This is a genomic window from Citricoccus sp. K5, assembly GCF_902506195.1.
Classification (GTDB): Bacteria; Actinomycetota; Actinomycetes; order Actinomycetales; family Micrococcaceae; genus Citricoccus.
This window is the reverse complement of the sequence record NZ_LR732817.1, coordinates 796,733-814,483: the sequence shown is the minus strand read 5'-3', so window position 1 is coordinate 814,483 and position 17,751 is coordinate 796,733. Positions and strand designations below refer to the sequence as shown.

Sequence of the window (17,751 nt, the reverse complement as noted above, 5' to 3'; positions counted from 1 at the left end):
GTCAGTCGGCGTCCCCCGAGACGTATTCCACCAGCCCCGGATCAGAGGAGGAGAAGACGTCCATCTCCTCTCCACCGTCGCAGGTCATCAGCGCGAGGGTCACGGTCTCCCCCGAGGGTGTGGCCCGGCGGGCGGCCACCGCCCAGGTGCCCCCGGACTCCTCCCAGCGGCGCAGGCGCTGCAGGTCCGGGTGCTCGGTGTTGTCGGGGTTCTCGGTGTTCTCGGTGTTGTCAGCGGGCATGGAGTCTCCTCAGCGCGTCAAGGCGGTACGGGACGAACTGGTGGCCACGATCCGGACGCCGTCCGGCACGATCCAGTTCACGATGGGCGGGCGGGCGGTGGCCGTCAGCACCACGTCGACCGTCTGGCCGCCGTCGCCCACGGAGACGGATTCCACCACGAGCCCATCGAACCGCCCGTGCGCACCGGCCGCGGCCAGGTACCCAGCCACCGCCTCAGCAGCCTCGGCGTCAGCGAGCACCGGGGCGTGCCCGGCGTCCCCGCCCTCCTCGATGGCGATGGTGAAGCTGCCCGCCGCGGCCATAGTGGCCCCATCCGCTGCGGACAGCAGCTTGCGGGCCTCGAGGTTGACCGTGGTCACGGCGAGGATCACGGTGGCCAGCAACAGGCAGACCACCGTCAGCCCCACGACCAGCACCGTGGTCTGACCCTCGTCGCTGGCTACGCTGACGCCTCGGTCCCGCGCCGCCTCGCCCTGACGCGGCATCCGGGCCCTCATCCGAACCTCGGAACGGGTTGCTGGGAGCTGCTGGTGACCGTGGCGACGGCGGCGTCCCAGCCGAGTCCTTGCGGCAACAACGGCACCGGCACCCGGATCGCCACCTCCACCGACACGGAGGAACCGGGCTCCAGGCAGGGGCTGGTGGAGCAGGACAGGGAGGACTGCGCCACGGAGGGATCCAGCCCGTAGTCCCCCAGCGTCAAGGCGACGACCTGGTCGGCACGGCCGGCAGCACTGGAGGCATCGGGGGCTCCAGCCATCGCCTTGGCCGCCTGGTCTGCAGCGGCCACGGACGCATAGGCCGCGGATTGGATCTGGCTGGTCAGCATCAGGAAGTAGATCACCGGTATCAGCAGAAGCGCGGCCAGGAGCACGAACTCCACCGTGGCCGAGCCTTCCTCTCCCCGCCATTCCGTTCGCCGAGCGTCAATCGTGGTGTCGATAGCGGTCCCAGGAGTAGTGCCCGGAGCCGTGTCAGTACCGGTAGGCATGGCCATCGGCCTCCAATCCCACGGGACCGGCCAGGAAGCCGACCATGGGCATCTGCGTGCGCACGGTGATCCTGACGATGGTGGTTCCGTCCCCGCCCGTCGTCTCCGCAGACACATCGGCTTGGCCGCCGCCCGGAATCGACCCGGCGAGCAGTTCTCGGGTCCTGGCCGCGCCGTCGTCGGGCGTCCGGTCCCCGAGCGCTCCGTACCGCGCCCCGGCGCTGGCCGCATCGATCAGCGTGTTGCGGACGTGGATGATGATGCCGAACTGGAGGATCGCGGCGAAGATGATCGAGAGGAGCGCCATCACCATGACGGATTCGGCCACTGCCGATCCACGTTCGCCCTCACGCGCGTTCGGCACGGTCAGTTCTGCGTGACCTGGCTGATCGCCTGGTTGAACAGGTCCGTCAGAGCCGGGCCCGCGATGGCCAGCAGTCCGGCGACGAGCACGGCCGACATCAAAGTGATCATCACCCAGCCGGGCACATCTCCCCGCTCGTCATCACGGGCCTCGCCCAGGAAGGCGGTCAGGGCTGCCAGGGCCCGGTACTTCGGTTCGGTCTTGTCTGTCATGGTCCCCTCCAGGATGGGTTGTCGGTTCGATTGTCGGCTGGGTGATTCTGTTGGGCGGGTGGTGGTTCAGAATCCGAGATTCATGATCGAGATCCCGGGGTACACGGCGAAGATGACGGTCAATGGCAAGATGCCGAAGACCAGGGGCGCCATCATTCCGATCTCCTTGCGGCCGGCGGATTCCAGTAGCTCCCGCTTGGACAGCTCACGGACGTCCTTGGCCTGGGCCCGGAGCACATCGGCCAGCGGCGTACCCCGTTCCAGGGCCACGAGGACCCCCTCGATGAACCGTTCCACCGGCGCCAGCTGGATCCGGCGTGCACACGCTTTCAGGGCCGCATGGATGGAGGATCCGGAGCGCATGTCAGACAGGACTGTGGAGAACTCCCCGGCCAGTTCTCCCCTGGCCGAGGTGGCGACGCGTTCCAGGGCCCCGGCCGCACTGTCCCCGGCGCTGACGGACAGGGCGAACAGCTCCGCCACGGAGGGGAACTCGCTGAGGATCCTCGCGCGACGGCGATTGATCTGGCTGGTCAACAGGTTGTCCCTGAGGAAGAAGGCCACCACGGCCAGAACCCCGACGAGCATGAAGCCGATGACCGGATTCAGGGCACCGTTGACCGCGAGCGCCACGCATCCGGTCACCCCCAATGCCGCTCCCCCGGCCGCGGCGATGAGCTGCTGGGCCCGGTAGTCCTGGACGGAGAGGCCGGATCCCGCGGCATCCAGTTTGCGTTCGAGAGCCTGATGCCCGAGGTTGAGCCGTCCCAACTGCCGTACGCCGGCCGACAGCACCGGTTGCATGATCCTGCCCAGGGCGCCCCACGGGGACACGACCTGTTGCTCGTTCAACAGTGATGAGCCGGGTGCATGGTGCCTCAGTTGGGGTTCGACGCGGCGGGCCAGCGAGGGCTGCCACCCCCAGGGCAGCGCCACCAGCACGAGGGCCAGCCCGGACCCGAGGGCGAGTCCCAAGACCAGGGCGAGGGAGAATGTCGTCATCTACAGCACCCTCTGTTCTTCCGGCAGTGCACCGATCTTCAGCATGAGTTGATAGCAGATGACGGAGACCACGAGGCCGCCGGCCAACACCAGCAGGCCCGTGAAGGTCTGGTAGACGCGTACTGCGTCGGGCTGGGTTCCCAACAGCAGGAGCACGATCCACGGGGCCGCCACGGCCAGGCGAGCCGCATTGACGGTCCAGGACTGACGGGATTCCAGTTCGCTGCGGGTCCGGGCGTCCTCGCGCAGGAACTCGGCGAGGGTGGACAGCAGATTGCCGATGTCCGCGCCGCCGACTTCCCGGGTCAGTCGCAGGGCGGCGATCAGGCGGTCGGCCACCGGATCGGCCATCCTGAACTTGAGGTTGTCCAGGGCATCCATGAATCGCAGTCCCGAACGGTAGTCCCGGGCGAACTCGCGGAAGGCCGGCTGGAGTTCCTCCGGCCCCTTGTCCCCCAGCTGGATGAGAGCCTCGGGCAGCGTCAGGCCGGCACGGATGGCCGAGCGGAGGTGGTCCACGGCATCTGGCCACACATCACGCAGCAGGGTGCGCCGCTTCTTCGCCTGCCAATTCAGCGCGACCCACGGCACCAGCGCCCCGAACAGGCCAAAGCACAACGCGATCGGCAGGGCCCGCGTCACGATGAAGACCAGCAACAATGCCACCATTCCGCAGCCGATCATCGCTGCGACCACACCGGCGGGGCCGACCTGCTCGACGCCGGCACGGGCGAGCAGTTGCCGCAGGTTGCTGTCCCGGCGGATCACCACCGGTTTGTCCCCGCGCGGCCAGAACGACCACCACACCAGGAACAACCCGGCCCCCAGCATCAGACCCAGGAACAGTGCCATCAGCCGACCCCCACCACGGATCGCACGTCGTAGCCCCGGGATTCGAGTTTGCGGTTCTCCAACATGGCCGAGGAGCTGAGGACCAATTGGCCGTCAACGCGGTGGAAGACAGTCGAGGACTCGATGATCCCCTCCTCCACCCGGCTGCCGACGGACAGGATCTCCTCCACGTATCGGCGGCCGTGGCGGTCCCGCGCGCAATGCACCACGAGGTCGAAACAGGACGCCACCGTCGGGACCACGAAGTTCCGGGAGATGTTCTCACCGGCCATCAGGGGCAGCGTGCAGATCTTCGTCAGGGCATCCGATGCACTGTTGGCATGCAACGTGCACATGCCGGGCAGGCCTGAATTCAAAGCGACCAACATGTCCAGGCTCTCGGCTTCGCGGACCTCCCCGACGATCAGCCGGTCCGGGCGCATGCGCAGTGCCTCCTTCACGAGACGGCGCAGGGGAATCTCGCCGTGGCCCTCCAGGTTCGGCTGACGGCACTGCATCTGGACCACATCACGCAAGGGCAGCTTGAGTTCGAAGATCTCCTCGACGGTCACCACGCGTTCCCGGCTGCCGATGGAGGCCGACAGGCAATTGAGCATGGTGGTCTTGCCGGACTGGGTGGCTCCGGACACCAGGATGTTCAATCCGGCGTCCACACTCGCGTCGAGGAAGCGTGCGGCATCCGCGCTCAGGGATCCGGACCTCACCAGGTCCTCGACCCGATGGGCTCGGACCACGAATTTCCTGATATTGACGGACCAATGCCTGCGGGTGATATCCGGGATGACCACGTGCAGGCGTGAACCGTCCGGCAGGGCCGCGTCAACGAACGGGGACGACAGGTCCAGGCGGCGGCCGGAGGACTTCAGCATGCGCTCGACCAGATCCCGGACGTTCTCCTCGGTCAGCGAGATATTGGTTAGCTCGGACACACCGCCCCGGGCGCAGAACACGGCCGTGGGCGAGTTGATCCAGATCTCCTCCACCGTGTCGTCATCCAGTAGGGGCTGGAGCGCGCCGAAACCGGCCACGGAGTCGAAGACGGTCTTCTCCGCATCGTCGCGGTCAGGCAGCAGCGGCAGTGAACCGATCAAGGAGCGCGCGTCATAGTCCGCCGTGGCAGCTTGCACCAGACGGCGCATCTCCTCTGGCTCGCGCTGCGGGTCCATGCCCCGTCGGCGGATCAGCTCGCGGACCTCATCCTCGAGAATGCGGATGGCTTCCATGGTTTCCCCTCCATGACGACCCGATCGGGCCTCAACCTGGGACTGAGCGTACAGAATTCTGGACGCGCAACCCACTGCATCCCCAGTGAACTGTGGATATCCATGTTTCGGGCGTGTTATCCACACTCTCGCTGAACCCGCTCCCCAGACCACCTGCCTTCACGGCATTCTGGCGTGAGGAACATCAGCAGTGCGGGAGGTCAACCTGAAGTGTGGTTGAGAATACTGGGCCTGCCGGCCAAGGAAGGCCAATGGTGGAAGGTGGTCAATGGCCCGCCAATCGCCGGGCCTGATTCCGCCAGCGTGGTCGACGGTCTATTGCGCGACCGATTCCCCGGATACCGCTTCTCGGGCGTCGATGGAGACGCCGTCCGGCCTGGTCGGCGTGCTGACGGGCGGCTGCCCACTCGGGACCACTTGACCGTGGTCGCCCGCCCGCGAGAGAGCACGAATACCCGGGGTCCTGGGCCGGATGTCACGGTGGTGGCCGAAGACGGTCCCGACGCCGGCCGACTGGCCCCGCTGCCTCGTTCCGGACTCACCGTGGGGCGGAATCATGCCGAATGGCTCGTCACCGATCCCTATCTGTCCGCCCCGCATTTCCGGCTGGAGGTCGACGCGGAAGGTGTTCTCGTCACCGGAGCGGATACGGATCAACGTCCTGCACACCTGATCTGGACCGGGGACCGGCCCTACACGGCAGGCAGCTCGACCTTCCGACTGGTCCGCGGCCGGCCGGACCCCCTGTCACCCATCCGACCGATACCGGACCCGGTCGTGGACCCAGGGCCGGAACCAGCTCGACCGAATGCGGCACTCCAGGCCATCATGGCTGCCGGGCCCCTGGTCATCGGAGTGGTCATGGCCGTGGTCACCGGCCTGTGGTATTTCCTGTTGTTCAGTCTCGTCTCGGTGGCCGTCGTGGCCGTCATGTGGTTCCAGCACCGAGCGGCGTCTCGGCGCCACGGCCGGCGGATCCGGGACGATGCCGAGCGGATCACCGCGCGGCTCGATGATCTGGCGCCCACCCCCGGGCGCCTCGCTCTGGCCTCGCGGGCCGACTCCGTGGATCGCTTCGGCATGGACGGTGCTCCAACGGACGGTCCGGTCATCCGCTGGGGCAGCGGGACCGCCCGCCTCCGGGTGGAATCCGCGAAAGAGGGCGACCAATGGTCCCGCTGGTCCACAGTGGACCTGCCCGTCAGTTCGGTGTTGCTCCCCGGCCGGACGACGGTCGTCACGGGGCAGCCCTCCACCTTGCAGGCCATGGGACAGTGGCTGCGCGTGCAGTTGTGCCGTGATGCGATCGCCTCAGGCCGAGGCGTGGTGATGCGGACGGCTCGGGGTGACACCCCGTGGGGTGGTGCGTCGCAGGCCTCAGCCGGCACCATCGTCTGCTGGCCCGGGGCATCTGCCCGGGACCTTCCTACCGGATGGCACCGTGTGCTGCTCTGTGATGCAGGTCGTGGACAACAACCCGAGGCCATGGCCGGCGGCACGCCAGGCCAGGACGACCGGGTGGAGGCGGACCACGGAGTTGCATCGCTCGCAGGCCTGGATTTCACGGCTCTGCGGTGGCACGGCATGACCGCCCGGACCGCAACCTGGTTGCTGGACGAGATGGGCGCGGCACACCGACCGGAGGCGGACCGGGACCCGATCCGCTTGGTCCTGCCTCAGTCCCTGATGGAACAACCGGGCGTCGAGTCCCTCCGGGCCGAGCTGTCGCCTGGCGAAGACCCCGTGACCATCGACCTCGTCGCCCACGGGCCACACCTGCTCGTCGCCGGCACCACCGGCTCGGGCAAATCGGAGCTGCTGCTCACCTTGTTGACGGGCCTCGCCGCCGACCATCCGCCCACCGAGGTGTCCTTCGTCCTGATGGACTTCAAGGGCGGATCGTCCTTTGCGGTCCTTGCCGGGCTACCCCACACCATGTCGGTGGAGACCAATCTCGTGGAAGCCGAGTCGCTGCGCACCTTCGATGCCCTCTCGGCCGAGCTACGCCGCCGGGAAGAGCTGTTCCTGGCCGCCGGTGCAGCAGACTTCCGTGCCTACCGGCATGCCCACCCGAACGCGGATCTGCCACGTCTGGTGGTGGCCATCGATGAGCTCCGTATCCTCGTCGACGATCATCCGCGGGCCGCCGCACTGCTGGCCCGGCTGGCCGCCACAGGACGATCACTCGGATTCCACCTCATCCTGGCCACCCAGCGGGCACAAGGCGCCGTCAGCCCCGATGTCCGGTCCAATCTGGGCACCGTGATCTGCCTGCGCACGGCCACCGAGCAGGAATCGTGGGACCTGTTGGGCACTGCCGACGCGGTGACGATCGCCGCCGATTCCCCGGGACGTGCCTATCTGAGGCACGGCGGCGGACCGCCAAGGCTCTTCCAGGCAGGTCAGTTCTCGGTGGCGACCGGCCCTCCGGGCCTGGTCCGGTGGACTGACGGTGAGCCTGATGCCGATCCGGCACCCTGGCGGGACCTGACGGTACGGATCGGCGCGGAAGCCGCCTCCCGCGCCCTGCCGGTTCCCGCCAAGGCTGTCATGCCCGCACTCCCAGAACAGTGGACCCCGACGCCGGAGGACCGGTCGGTGCTGCCGGAGGCCGCCATCGTGGGCCTGGCCGATCTTCACCACGAGAGGGCGCAGCGCGCCGTGCGCTGGTTGCCGGGGCGGGACGGTCCGGTGGCCTGGATCGGCACCACGACCGGAGGCGTTGACGCGGCAGCGCGGTCCGTTCTCGACCATCTCGCGCGTCTGGACCCCGCGACCCCGACCTTCGTGCTGGACGGCAACGGCCTGTCGGATTCGCTCAGGGCGCCGGATTCCTGGAGCGTGCTCGCAGCAGACCGGGCCACCCCGCAGGACCTGGCGGACCTCCTGGAGCGGGTCAGGGGCCACCTGGCAGAGCGTCACCGCGTCCATTTCGTGGTGACCTCGTGGGGGCGTTGGTCGGCGCAACGCGTCGGAACGGGCTACGAGACGGTGGAGGAGCATCTGGCCACCCTCCTGCGGGACCATGGTCCTGAGGTGCTGGCCGCCGCGCTGTTCGGAGCCAGAGAACTGGCCGGTGGTCGCATCCTGGGCCTGGTTCCCACGCGTTTCTACCTTCCGGCCGGCTCCACCCCGGAGCACCGGATGGTGTGGCCGACGTTGCAGCGGGTGAAGGAGGTTCCGGGGAGGGCGGTCATGATCTCGCCGGACCACCCGGCTCCCGGCGTCGCCGTTCAGCTGACGGCGAGTGCCCCCGACGTAGTCACCGAGCCGTTTTCCTCGGGAACACCACGGCGATGAGCCAGATGGCGATCGCCATGAATGCGAGGCACCAGGCCACGGCGATCCAGGGATCGGCCCCTGGATCCCTGCCGTTCATCAGGGCGCGGGCGGCATCGATGACGGGGGTCATCGGCTGGTGCTCGGCGAAGGGCTGCAGCCACCCTGGCATGGTGTCCACGGGCGCGAACCCACTGGAGACATACGGCAGGAACAACAGGATGAAGCCGTAGCCGTTGGCGGACTCCGGCGAGCCGGCCACGAGGCCCAGCAGGGCGAAGATCACCGTGGTGGCCAGGATCCACAACAGGATCAGCCCCACGGCGGCCAGCAGTTGCCCCACCGTGGCCTCGGTGCGGAACCCGACCGCGAAGCCGACCAGGAAGACCACGGCGGTGGCGATCAGGTTGCGGGTCATGGAGGACACCGTGTGGCCCAGCAGGACGGTCACCGAGGGGAACGGCATGGTCCGCAACCGGTTCATGAACCCCGTGGTCACGTCCTGGCTGACCACCACGGCAGTGAAGGAGGCACCGAAGCCGGCCGCCGTGAGGACCACCGCCGGCATGACATAGGCCAGGTAGGCCTCTCGCCCTCCCCCGCCGCCCACATCGATGGCCCCGCCCATGATGAACGTGAAGATCAACATGAGGAGCACCGGCAGGAGGATCGCCATGAGCATTGACTCGCCGTCCCGGAAGGACTTCTTCAGGCTGCGGACCGAGAACACCCTCAGAGACGTGAGGAATCCGGTGCCGGCGGTCACGGGAGCGGCAGGACCGGTGGCGGGAGGGGTCGCGGTGGCGGTCATGATCGGGCTCCTTCGGTGGGCTGGCCTGTGAGCTGGAGGAAGACCTCGTCCATGCTGGGCTTGCGGACGGTCACGGCCAGGTCGGGATGCTGGGCCGCCAGTTCCGCCAGGGTGCGGGACACGTCTGCGGCCGACCCGTCTGTGGCATGCTCGGCCCGCAGATGACCGGCGCCGTCGTGCAGCTGGATGGTGGCCCCGCCCACGAGCTCCTTGAGCTCATCGGCCGTTCCCTCGGCGACGATCCGGCCGTCGTCGAGCACCAGGATCTGCTCGGCGAGGGCCTCGGCCTCGTCCAGGTACTGGGTCGTCAGGAACACCGAGGTGCCTCGGTCCGCCAGGCGGTGGATCTCGTCCCACAGGGCTTGGCGGCTGCGGGTGTCCAGGCCCGTGGTGGGTTCGTCCAGGAAGATCAGTTCCGGCTCGGCGATCAGACTGACGGCGATGTCCAGTTTGCGGCGCATGCCCCCCGAATAGGTGGAGACCTTGGCGGACTTCGAGGCGGTCAGCCCGAACTGCTCCAGCAGCAACCCGCCGCGGCGTCGCGCTGCTGAACGGGACAGACCGAAGAGCTGGCCCATCATGTCCAGGTTCTCCATGCCGCTGAGGGCCTCGTCGACAGCCGCGTACTGGCCAGTGAGGGCGATCTTGCGCCGCAGTTGCGCTCGATCGGCCTGGACATCCAGGCCCAGCACCCGGGCTCGACCGGCATCCGGGCGGATCAGCGTGGACAGGATGTTGATCAGGGTCGTCTTGCCGGCGCCGTTCGGTCCGAGCAGGGCATGGATGCCGGGGGGCAGGCTCACCCGCAGGTCCCGGAGGACTTGGCGGTCGCCGAACGACTGGGTCAGGCCGTCAACGTCGACCAATTGAGTTGTGTATGGCATACACTGAGTATGCCATACACAGTCACGCGTCACCAGTGCGCCGGTCTCCCACGGTGAATGAGAAGATGCTCAGATGGGAAACGAGACCACGGAGGGCGGGCTGCCCCGCGCCGTCGCCGCAGCCTGGGGCCTCCTGGAGACCCCGCAACGTGGACCAGCCCGTGGCCTGGACCATCGTCGGATCGCCGAGGCCGCCGTGGGGATCGCCGACGAGGAGGGCCTCACGGCCGTCACGATGGCCTCCGTGGCGCGGTCACTCGGATTCACCACGATGTCCCTCTACCGGTATGTCAGCAGCAAGGACGAGCTGTTGCGCCTCATGCAGAATGCCGCCGTCGAGGTCCCGGTGGAGACCCGGCTGCCGGACACGTGGCCGGAGGGCATCAAGACATGGGCGGATCTGGTGCGCCTGTCCTACCGATCGCATCCCTGGCTCATGGATCTCCCTCGCGACCAGGCCGCCGTGCTGATGCCGAACACCATGCGCGCCGCCGAACTGGGCCTGGCCACACTGGCCGGATTGGACCTGGACGACGGAGAGAAACTGGGGGTGATCCTGCTGATCTCGCAGCATGTGATGTCCATGGTGGAACTGGAACGCTCCCTCGCCGTGGAAGGCGGACTCTCCCTCACCGCCGAGGGACTGGAACGCCTCTCCACCGTCATCACGCCCGAGGACTTTCCCCACTTGGCCGCCATGGTCTCGACCGGCGGCTTCATGGGTGACCCCATCGATGGCACCGACGGCGTCAGCGGACCTGACGCTGCCGAGCACGCCGCCACCGAGCCGGCCGACCCGGCCGACGTCGAGGCCGAATACTCCATGGGCCTCGACCTCATCACGGCCGGCGTGGACGCCCTGTTCGCCCGTCGGGGCACCACCGCGGCCGCCAGTGGTACCGCGCGCGCCGCCGCTGACGAATAATCCTCACCATGACTGAGATCCTGCTGTTCCACCACGCCCTGGGAGTGACCGACGGCGTCCGCTGGCTGGCCGGTCGACTCGCCGAGGCCGGGCCTACGGTGCACACCCCGGACCTCTTCGCCGGCCGCACCTTCGGCACGATCGAGGAAGGGGTGGCCCACGCCGAGCAGGACGTGGGCGTGGACGGCATCCTGCAGCGGGCGGACGAGGCGGCCGCCGCCCACCCGGGGGCCACGGTTTTCCTCGGCATCTCCCTGGGCGCCATGCCGGCCTACCGGCTCGCCCAGACGCGGCCGTCAGCCCGCGCCTGCATCGCCGTCTCCGCGGCGCTGCCGGTGGACCATTTCGCACCCCGCTGGCCGGACGGCGTCGGGCTGGACCTGCACCTGAAGAGCAGCGACCCCTGGGGCGAAGAGGACCGACCGGTGGCCTGGCGACTGGCCGGGAACGTCGCCGAGCTCTACGAGTACCCGGGCGACCAGCACCTGTTCACCGAGCACGGACACCCGGACTTCGACCCCGCCGCCACCGAGCTGGTCCTGGCCCGGACGCTCGCCACGCTGGAGCGCGTCTCGGGCTGAGTCACCGGGTCGAACCGGAAGCCGGCTCGCACCAGGAAGCAGATCAGCGCCGCGCGCGGCGCCGCCGCACGAGAAAACGTGCCGCCACGGCCAGGCCCACCATGGCCAGGGCGATCAGTCCGGCGAACAGGTACCCGGCCTCGGGCGAGATGCCGTCGATGAAGGCACCGGAGACCGGGGCGCCCAGCGCCGCGCCGGCAGTCATGGCCGAACCGTAGTAGCCCAGCGCCTCACCGCGCCGCTCCTCGGTCACCACGGTGGACATCAGGGCGGAGGCGGCCGCGAGGGTCGGAGCCGTGAACAGTCCCGAGATGAGGGAGACCACGGCGAGCGCCCACATGCCGTCCACGAGCGCCATCGGCAGCGTGCCGAGGGCGAAGAGTGCGAGCAGCAGCAACGGGGAGATCCGCCGGCCCATGGCCCCATAGAGGATGCCACCGACTGCCGAGGCCCCGCACCAGAACGCGATCACGACGCCGGCCTGGGCGGCCTGGCCGGAGCGTTCCAGTTCCGCGACGATCGCCACCTCGGTGCCGGACATCAGCATCCCGGAGCCCAGGGACACGGCCAGCACCGCGAGCGCGGTGCCGCTGAGCCAGCCGAAGGAGGCGCGCAGCCGGGCCAGCGGCCCGCGCCGAGCCGCGGCCTGCGAGTCCGCGCGGGAACCCGAACCGGAACCCGGGTGCGGACGGGAATCTGGGTGCGGGCCGGCGTCGTGCTGGGGTGTGGAGCGGATCACCGGCAGGGCGCCCGTGGCCAGCTCGGTGGCGGTGAGGTCCAGGTGCGCCGGGGCCCCCTGCACGGAGCCGTCCACTGCCCGCCGCAGGTCTTCCTCGGCGGAGTATTCACGCTCGGTACCGGGCCGGGCCAGGAAGGTCCCGAGCTGGGAGGAGCGCGTGGGCGGGTTGAACCACATCAGGTACAGTCCGGCGGCCACGGCGGACCAGCCGATGATCCCCAGCCCCCAGGCACTCGACCAGCTGGTGGCGACCACGGCACCCAGGGCGGGGCCGACCATGAAGATGGTCTCGGTGATGATCGAGTCCAGGGCGAACGCGGTCTCGCGCCGCGCACCGTGGGTGAGCACGCCGATGGACTGACGCACCACGGAGAAGACGGGCAGGGCGAACAGCCCACCGAGGAAGGCACCGAACAGCAGCCAGGGGAACGGCAGGAAGGGCACGGCCGTCCACACCGCCCCCAGCGTGACCACGGAGGGCACCAGGGCCCGGCGCAGTCCGAGCCGGTCCACCAGCCGGCCGCGCCACGGCGAGCCCACGGCCATGCCCAGCGTCATGGCCGCCACGGCCAGGCCGGCCGCCCCGTAGCCCAGGTCCATCGTTACGGCCACGTGCAGGGTCAGGATGATGCCCGTGGCCGCATTGGGGAACCGCGCGATGAAGCCCACGCCCAGGACACGGCGGATGCGCACGTCCCGCAGCAGGTGCCCGTAGGCGGCGAAGTTCACGGAATCAGGTTACCCGGGCGTAGCCGAGGGGGCACGGCTCAGTTGTTGTTGCTGGCCTTGTCCCGGATCAGGTCCAAGGCGATCACACTGCCGATGACGGCGTAGCGCACCACCTCCGGCATGCCGGGATCCAGTTCCACCGCATAGCGGCTGCGGCCCAACATGGCCCTGCCGAACCCGGCCCACTTCCGGTCCACGCTGGCCACCGGCGCCTGCCCCGCCATCAGCCGGAAGGAGAACCCGGACAGCGAACCGTCCAGCTGCAGGTCCGTGCCGTCCACCACGGAGATCGCCACGGACGTGCGGAAGAAGGAGATCCGCTGGACGATCTCGGCGATGGGCTCCCCCAGGAGGCCGGTGACCCGGTACCGATCCCGGCCGAAGGTCATGGGATCCTCCACGCGGAACAGCGGGGTGCCGTCCAGGTCCTGGATCTCGAACTGGCGGTTGCCGCGGAACATCCGTGAGGCCGCCGAGCCGCGCGTGTGACCGTGGGCGACCACGCTTCCCTCGCCATTCTCGATCGCGAAGTCGTTGGACATGAAGCCGGTGACCTGCTGCATCACCAACAGGTTCTGGTCGCTCAAGCTGCTCGTGGGGCTCATGCGCCCAGTCTCCCCTCCTCCGCCGCACGGTCCAACCGGACGCGCGGTGTGGACCAGCGAAGACAGGAGAACAAAGCAGGGAGCAGAGCAGGGAATAGTCCGCGGCGTCCCACCGTTGGACCAGATGATTCAAATTTGGAATACTCAGCACGAGGCCCACCGGCGGCCATCCTGGAAGCCAGCAAGGAGCAACCATGCAGTTCGGCATCTTCACCATCGGCGACATCACCACGGACCCCACCAACGGCACCACCCCCACCGAGAACCAGCGGATCAAGGACACGGTGAAGATCGCGAAGCACGCCGAGCAGGCCGGATTCGAGGTCTTCGCCACCGGCCAGCACCACAATCCGCCGTTCGTGGCCCCGGGCAACCCGCCCACCCTGTTGGCGTTCCTGGCGGCTCAGACCGAGAAGCTCATCCTCTCCACCGCCACCACCCTGATCACTACCATGGATCCGGTGCGCCTGGCCGAGGACTACTCCTACCTGCAGCACCTGGCCGAGGGCCGCGTGGACCTGACCATGGGCCGCGGCAACACCGGTCCGGTCTACCCCTGGTTCGGCAAGGACATCCGCCAGGGCATCCCGCTGGCCGTGGAGAACTACCACCTGCTCTACCGCCTGTGGCACGAGGAGAACATCGACTGGCAGGGCCGCTTCCGCACCCCGCTGCAGGACTTCACGCTGACCCCGCAGCCGCTGGACGGCGTCGCGCCGTTCGTGTGGCACGGCTCAATCCGTTCCGCGGAGATCGCCGAGCAGGCCGCCTACTACGGTGACGGGTTCTTCCACAACAACATCTTCTGGAACAAGGAGCACATCATCCAGATGGTGCAGCTCTACCGCCAGCGCTACGAGTACTACGGTCACGGCCAGGCCCACCAGGCCTACGTGGGCCTGGGCGGCCAGGCCTTCATGGCCAAGAACTCGCAGGACGCCGTGAAGCAGTTCCGCCCGTACTTCGACAATGCCCCCGTGTACGGCCACGGCCCGTCCCTGGAGCAGTTCACGAAGATGACCCCGCTGACCGTGGGCTCCCCTCAGCAGGTCATCGAGCGCACGCTGGAGTTCCGCGACTGGGTGGGCGACTACCAGCGCCAGATGTTCCTCATGGACCACGCCGGCCTGCCGACCGACGTGGTGCTGGAGCAGCTCGACCTCCTGGGCGAGGAGGTCCTGCCGGTCCTGCGCAAGGAATTCGCAGCGCTGAAGCCGGCCGACGTCCCCGAGGCCCCGAGCCACGAGTTCCTCGTGGAGCGGGCGCGGCGCGGCGAGGCCCCTGTCCCCGGTGGCAAGGAGGGCTCACAGGCCTGGAGGGATGCGCAGGAACGGGCCGCCCAGGCCGCTGCGTCCACCGTTGACGCCGCCCCGAGCACCAGCACCAGCACGAAGGAGAACTGAGCCATGGAAGACGCCCCGGACTTCGGCTCCCCCGCCGCCACGGATCCGTTCACGCCGCAGGCCCGCCACCTCGTGGTGGTCTCCGGCGGACTGGGCGATCCGTCCTCCTCGCTGATGCTGGCGAACCGGATGGCCACGGCCGCGGCGGATCACCTCTCCGCCGAGGGGATCGTCCCCGAGATCCATGTGGTGGAGCTGCGACTGCTGGCCACGGAGATCGCCGAGGCCACGGTCAATCCGTCCCGGTCGGCAGCCCTGCAGGCAGCGTTGGACCAGGTGGAGCAGGCCGACGGCATCGTCACCGTGTCCCCCACCTTCAAGGCCAGCTACTCGGGCCTGTTCAAGTCCTTCTGGGACCTGGTGGACAACGACGCCCTGCGTGGCGTCCCCGTGCTGCTCGGCGCCACCGGAGGCACGCCCCGCCACTCACTGATGATCGATACCGCGCTGCGGCCGCTGTTCAGCTACCTGCGCTCCAAGGTCCTGTCCTCCTCGGTGTTCGCCGCCTCGGACGACTGGGGCGAGGTCACCGGCGGCCAGGAGTCGGCCCGGACCACTCCGCTGCAGCACCGCATCGACGCCGCCGGCGAGGATCTGGCCTCCGTGGTGGGACGGCTGCCGGCCCGCCCATGCCGGGCCACCGGCGAGGTGAAGCCCGTGGAGGTGATCCCCTTTGACCAGCTCCTCCGCGGAAACTGACGCCTGGTCCCGGACCTCCGCCCCGGTCGCCCACGAGTCCGGTGTGCAACGCCAGTCCTGGCGTGCCTACTTCGAGGCCACGGCCCTGTTGCAGGACCGCCTTGACCGGACGCTGAAGGATTCAGCCGGGCTGCACCTGGCCGACTACAACCTGCTGTTGCTGCTCTCCGAGGCGCCGGAGGGACGGCTGCGCATGGGTGAGCTGGCACGGCTGATGGTCTTCTCCCCCTCCCGCGTGACCTACCAGGTCAAGACCCTGGAACAACGCGGCCTGGTGGAGCGGTGCGCCGCGGCCACGGACCGGCGCGGGGCGGAGGCCGTGATCACCGACGCCGGCCGGCACCACTTCCGCAAGGCCGCGGCCGTGCACTCGCGCCAGGTGCAGGACCTGTTCCTGGACCGGCTCGAGGACGGCGAGGCCGAGACATTGCTCCGGGTGTTCTCCCGGCTGGGAAGGACCCTGGAAGGCGGGGAGACCGCGACCCTCAGCGACTGACGGTGATCTCCACCGAGTCCGCCTTCTCCGCCAGGGAGGGCACCTCGCCGAGCACCTGCTGCAGGGTCGCGGCCATCAGCCGCAGCCCGGCCTCGTCCTGGGCCGCACTCAGTGCCGGCTCCGGGTAGGCCACCAGCCGCAGCTCGGGTCCGGAACCGCCGCCGGGCAGCACCGCGCCGGAGGCGGTACGGGAGGCCACTCCGGAGCCCGGCGCCAGGCCGATGCGCTCCAGGCCGGGCACCAGGCCCACCACGGACGCCAGCTCACCGGCCAGGGCCTCATCCGCGTATGACGGCGTCCAGTCCTGCTGCTGGGCCAGCGCCCACACGGCCGGCCGCCGCACCACGAAGGTGCGCTCGGCCGCCGGATCCACCACGACCAGCTCGGCTCCCTCGTCCACCGCGGACAGGCATGCGCGCGGCATCCAGGTGGCCACGGGCCGGGCCTGCGGATGCCACGCCGTCAGAGCCGGGACGTTCGTGAAGACGGGCAGGGCCGTCCGGCCGTCCGGGGCCTTGAGCGTCACGATCGCGACGTCGGCCTCCTTGTCGCCGCCGTGCTCGTCATGTTCCGCGACGGTCGGCACCACGGCGGCGAACACGCGCATGCGGGACAGCACGTCCACCACGGCGGGCTCCCCTGCCTCGCCGGCCGCCAACCGGTCCAGCACCGGGCCCCAGGCGGGGTCCGCGGTGCCGTCGTCCGTGTCGAACGCGTGCAGCGGGTTGGCCGAGCCGTCGATCCCCTCTCCGGAGAGGTCCCGGCCCTCCCAGGCGAGGCCGGCCGAGTCGGCGGGGCGGCCGGCGTCGTCCCGCTGCTGGCGCTCCAGGTTGCGCTGGATGGCAGCCTGGATGTGCCCGGGGAGGTGCCGGCCGGAATCGTTACCGGTCACGGGGCGGGGTGCTCCGCCACCGCCGCATCGAGGGTGGCGCCGGAGGCGACTGCGAGCGCCTGCTCGAGCGTGAACCGGCCGGCGTAGAGGGCCTTGCCCATGATGGCGCCTTCGACGCCGGCGGCAGCAGCAGATCCGGCCACGCCCACCATCGCGTAGAGCGCGGCGATGTCCTCGAGCGAGGAGATGCCGCCGGAGGCCACCACGGGCTTGGCGGTCTTCTCGGCGACCTGTGCCAGCAGTTCGGTGTTCGGACCCTTCAGGGTGCCGTCCTTGGTGACATCGGTGACCACGTAGCGGGCGCAGCCGGCCTCCTCGAGGCGGGCCAGCACCTCCCAGAGGTCCCCGCCCTCCTTCGTCCAGCCGCGGGCGGCCAGCGTGGTGCCACGCACGTCCAGGCCGACGGCGATCTGGTCACCGAAGCGCTCGATGACCCGTGCTGTCCACTCGGGATCCTCCAGGGCGGCCGTGCCGAGGTTGACGCGGGTGGCGCCCATCTCCAGGGCGTTCTCCAGCGAGGCGTCGTCCCGGATGCCGCCGGAGAGCTCGATCTTCACGCCCAGCTCCGTGACCACGCGGGACATGACCTCGCGGTTGTCCCCGCGGCCGAACGCGGCGTCCAGGTCCACCAGGTGGATCCACTCGGCACCGGCCTGCTGGAAGGCCAGGGCGGCCTCCAGGGGCTCTCCGTACCCGGTGGCGGTGCCGGCCTCGCCCTGGACGAGCCTCACGGCCTGGCCGTCCTGGACGTCCACGGCGGGCAGCAGTTCAAGCTTCTTCTCGGTCAACGTGGGTCCTCTCGGGAATGCGGGAATAGAGACA

20 protein-coding genes are annotated in these 17,751 nt (G+C 69.2%); 6 read left to right on the top strand and 14 right to left on the bottom strand.

From position 1 onward, the window contains the following. Position 1 precedes the first annotated feature (1 nt). The 8 genes from BOSE125_RS03540 to BOSE125_RS03505 form a co-directional block, all read right to left on the bottom strand. Entirely contained in the window at positions 2–241 is a 240-nt protein-coding gene (locus tag BOSE125_RS03540) for a hypothetical protein (protein ID WP_159549990.1), read from the bottom strand. A gap of 9 nt (positions 242–250) precedes the next feature. Further along, positions 251–727, bottom strand: a complete 477-nt coding sequence (locus BOSE125_RS03535) for a pilus assembly protein TadG-related protein (protein WP_159549987.1) — start codon at positions 725–727, stop codon at positions 251–253. Positions 728–735: 8 nt separating this feature from the next. Beyond that, the gene (locus BOSE125_RS03530; RefSeq protein ID WP_159549984.1) at positions 736–1,233 is read right to left on the bottom strand and encodes a hypothetical protein; all 498 of its coding nucleotides are present in this window, start codon (positions 1,231–1,233) and stop codon (positions 736–738) included. Then, a complete protein-coding gene (locus tag BOSE125_RS03525) occupies positions 1,217–1,561 on the bottom strand; it encodes a TadE family protein (protein ID WP_159549981.1) in 345 nt (114 codons plus the stop codon). The genes BOSE125_RS03530 and BOSE125_RS03525 overlap by 17 nt, the downstream gene beginning before the upstream one ends. Before the next feature lie 38 nt (positions 1,562–1,599). Then, entirely contained in the window at positions 1,600–1,809 is a 210-nt protein-coding gene (locus BOSE125_RS03520) for a hypothetical protein (protein ID WP_159549978.1), read from the bottom strand. A gap of 66 nt (positions 1,810–1,875) precedes the next feature. Beyond that, a complete protein-coding gene (locus BOSE125_RS03515) occupies positions 1,876–2,811 on the bottom strand; it encodes a type II secretion system F family protein (RefSeq protein WP_159549975.1) in 936 nt (311 codons plus the stop codon). Beyond that, on the bottom strand, positions 2,812–3,663 hold the full coding sequence (locus BOSE125_RS03510) for a type II secretion system F family protein (RefSeq protein ID WP_159549972.1): 852 nt from the start codon (positions 3,661–3,663) through the stop codon (positions 2,812–2,814). Continuing rightward, complete coding sequence (locus tag BOSE125_RS03505; protein ID WP_159549969.1) at positions 3,663–4,886, bottom strand: CpaF family protein; 1,224 nt, start codon at positions 4,884–4,886, stop codon at positions 3,663–3,665. Before BOSE125_RS03505 ends, BOSE125_RS03510 begins: the two co-directional genes overlap by 1 nt. Before the next feature lie 828 nt (positions 4,887–5,714). Between BOSE125_RS03505 and BOSE125_RS03500 the strand changes: the two genes are divergently transcribed. Further along, positions 5,715–8,186, top strand: a complete 2,472-nt coding sequence (locus BOSE125_RS03500; protein ID WP_159549966.1) for an FtsK/SpoIIIE domain-containing protein — start codon at positions 5,715–5,717, stop codon at positions 8,184–8,186. Here the strand turns inward: BOSE125_RS03500 and BOSE125_RS03495 are convergent. Together BOSE125_RS03495 and BOSE125_RS03490 are read right to left on the bottom strand one after the other, a co-directional pair. Continuing rightward, positions 8,149–8,976 (bottom strand): ABC transporter permease, encoded by an 828-nt coding sequence (locus BOSE125_RS03495; protein WP_159549963.1) that lies wholly within the window; start codon positions 8,974–8,976, stop codon positions 8,149–8,151. The genes BOSE125_RS03500 and BOSE125_RS03495 overlap by 38 nt on opposite strands. Further along, complete coding sequence (locus BOSE125_RS03490) at positions 8,973–9,860, bottom strand: ATP-binding cassette domain-containing protein (protein WP_159549960.1); 888 nt, start codon at positions 9,858–9,860, stop codon at positions 8,973–8,975. The genes BOSE125_RS03495 and BOSE125_RS03490 overlap by 4 nt, the downstream gene beginning before the upstream one ends. A 73-nt stretch (positions 9,861–9,933) precedes the next feature. Between BOSE125_RS03490 and BOSE125_RS03485 the strand changes: the two genes are divergently transcribed. Both BOSE125_RS03485 and BOSE125_RS03480 read left to right on the top strand, forming a co-directional pair. Further along, positions 9,934–10,785 (top strand): TetR/AcrR family transcriptional regulator, encoded by an 852-nt coding sequence (locus BOSE125_RS03485; protein WP_159549957.1) that lies wholly within the window; start codon positions 9,934–9,936, stop codon positions 10,783–10,785. Between the two features lie 8 nt (positions 10,786–10,793). Next, positions 10,794–11,366 carry a dienelactone hydrolase family protein gene (locus BOSE125_RS03480; RefSeq protein WP_159549954.1) on the top strand — a complete coding sequence of 191 codons (573 nt, stop codon included), beginning with the start codon at positions 10,794–10,796 and terminating at the stop codon, positions 11,364–11,366. A gap of 43 nt (positions 11,367–11,409) precedes the next feature. Here BOSE125_RS03480 and BOSE125_RS03475 read toward each other — a convergent pair whose 3' ends face one another. Next, positions 11,410–12,834 carry an MFS transporter gene (locus BOSE125_RS03475; protein WP_159549951.1) on the bottom strand — a complete coding sequence of 475 codons (1,425 nt, stop codon included), beginning with the start codon at positions 12,832–12,834 and terminating at the stop codon, positions 11,410–11,412. A gap of 38 nt (positions 12,835–12,872) precedes the next feature. After that, positions 12,873–13,439 carry an LURP-one-related/scramblase family protein gene (locus BOSE125_RS03470; RefSeq protein WP_159549948.1) on the bottom strand — a complete coding sequence of 189 codons (567 nt, stop codon included), beginning with the start codon at positions 13,437–13,439 and terminating at the stop codon, positions 12,873–12,875. A gap of 194 nt (positions 13,440–13,633) precedes the next feature. On the opposite strand from BOSE125_RS03470, the gene BOSE125_RS03465 reads away from it, so the two are divergent. The 3 genes from BOSE125_RS03465 to BOSE125_RS03455 are packed head-to-tail and all read left to right on the top strand — an operon-like array spanning position 13,634 to position 16,037. Further along, the gene (locus BOSE125_RS03465) at positions 13,634–14,842 is read left to right on the top strand and encodes an LLM class flavin-dependent oxidoreductase (protein ID WP_159549945.1); all 1,209 of its coding nucleotides are present in this window, start codon (positions 13,634–13,636) and stop codon (positions 14,840–14,842) included. Positions 14,843–14,845: 3 nt separating this feature from the next. Beyond that, entirely contained in the window at positions 14,846–15,541 is a 696-nt protein-coding gene (locus BOSE125_RS03460; RefSeq protein ID WP_159549942.1) for a CE1759 family FMN reductase, read from the top strand. Further along, complete coding sequence (locus BOSE125_RS03455) at positions 15,516–16,037, top strand: MarR family winged helix-turn-helix transcriptional regulator (protein WP_159549939.1); 522 nt, start codon at positions 15,516–15,518, stop codon at positions 16,035–16,037. The genes BOSE125_RS03460 and BOSE125_RS03455 overlap by 26 nt, the downstream gene beginning before the upstream one ends. Here the strand turns inward: BOSE125_RS03455 and BOSE125_RS03450 are convergent. Together BOSE125_RS03450 and priA are read right to left on the bottom strand one after the other, a co-directional pair. Next, entirely contained in the window at positions 16,027–16,929 is a 903-nt protein-coding gene (locus BOSE125_RS03450; RefSeq protein WP_159549936.1) for an SseB family protein, read from the bottom strand. The two genes, BOSE125_RS03455 and BOSE125_RS03450, sit on opposite strands and share 11 nt — an antisense overlap. Further along, entirely contained in the window at positions 16,926–17,717 is a 792-nt protein-coding gene (priA, locus tag BOSE125_RS03445) for a bifunctional 1-(5-phosphoribosyl)-5-((5-phosphoribosylamino)methylideneamino)imidazole-4-carboxamide isomerase/phosphoribosylanthranilate isomerase PriA (protein WP_159549933.1), read from the bottom strand. Before priA ends, BOSE125_RS03450 begins: the two co-directional genes overlap by 4 nt. Positions 17,718–17,751: the final 34 nt, after the last annotated feature.

Bases quoted from the DNA above. Each gene is read 5' to 3' on its own strand.
- BOSE125_RS03540 (WP_159549990.1), bottom strand. From the start codon at position 241: ATGCCCGCTGACAACACCGAGAACACCGAGAACCCCGACAACACCGAG.
- BOSE125_RS03535 (WP_159549987.1), bottom strand. From the start codon at position 727: ATGCCGCGTCAGGGCGAGGCGGCGCGGGACCGAGGCGTCAGCGTAGCC.
- BOSE125_RS03530 (WP_159549984.1), bottom strand. From the start codon at position 1,233: ATGCCTACCGGTACTGACACGGCTCCGGGCACTACTCCTGGGACCGCT.
- BOSE125_RS03520 (WP_159549978.1), bottom strand. From the start codon at position 1,809: ATGACAGACAAGACCGAACCGAAGTACCGGGCCCTGGCAGCCCTGACC.
- BOSE125_RS03515 (WP_159549975.1), bottom strand. From the start codon at position 2,811: ATGACGACATTCTCCCTCGCCCTGGTCTTGGGACTCGCCCTCGGGTCC.
- BOSE125_RS03510 (WP_159549972.1), bottom strand. From the start codon at position 3,663: ATGGCACTGTTCCTGGGTCTGATGCTGGGGGCCGGGTTGTTCCTGGTG.
- BOSE125_RS03505 (WP_159549969.1), bottom strand. From the start codon at position 4,886: ATGGAAGCCATCCGCATTCTCGAGGATGAGGTCCGCGAGCTGATCCGC.
- BOSE125_RS03500 (WP_159549966.1), top strand. From the start codon at position 5,715: ATGGCTGCCGGGCCCCTGGTCATCGGAGTGGTCATGGCCGTGGTCACC.
- BOSE125_RS03495 (WP_159549963.1), bottom strand. From the start codon at position 8,976: ATGACCGCCACCGCGACCCCTCCCGCCACCGGTCCTGCCGCTCCCGTG.
- BOSE125_RS03490 (WP_159549960.1), bottom strand. From the start codon at position 9,860: ATGCCATACACAACTCAATTGGTCGACGTTGACGGCCTGACCCAGTCG.
- BOSE125_RS03485 (WP_159549957.1), top strand. From the start codon at position 9,934: ATGGGAAACGAGACCACGGAGGGCGGGCTGCCCCGCGCCGTCGCCGCA.
- BOSE125_RS03480 (WP_159549954.1), top strand. From the start codon at position 10,794: ATGACTGAGATCCTGCTGTTCCACCACGCCCTGGGAGTGACCGACGGC.
- BOSE125_RS03470 (WP_159549948.1), bottom strand. From the start codon at position 13,439: ATGAGCCCCACGAGCAGCTTGAGCGACCAGAACCTGTTGGTGATGCAG.
- BOSE125_RS03465 (WP_159549945.1), top strand. From the start codon at position 13,634: ATGCAGTTCGGCATCTTCACCATCGGCGACATCACCACGGACCCCACC.
- BOSE125_RS03460 (WP_159549942.1), top strand. From the start codon at position 14,846: ATGGAAGACGCCCCGGACTTCGGCTCCCCCGCCGCCACGGATCCGTTC.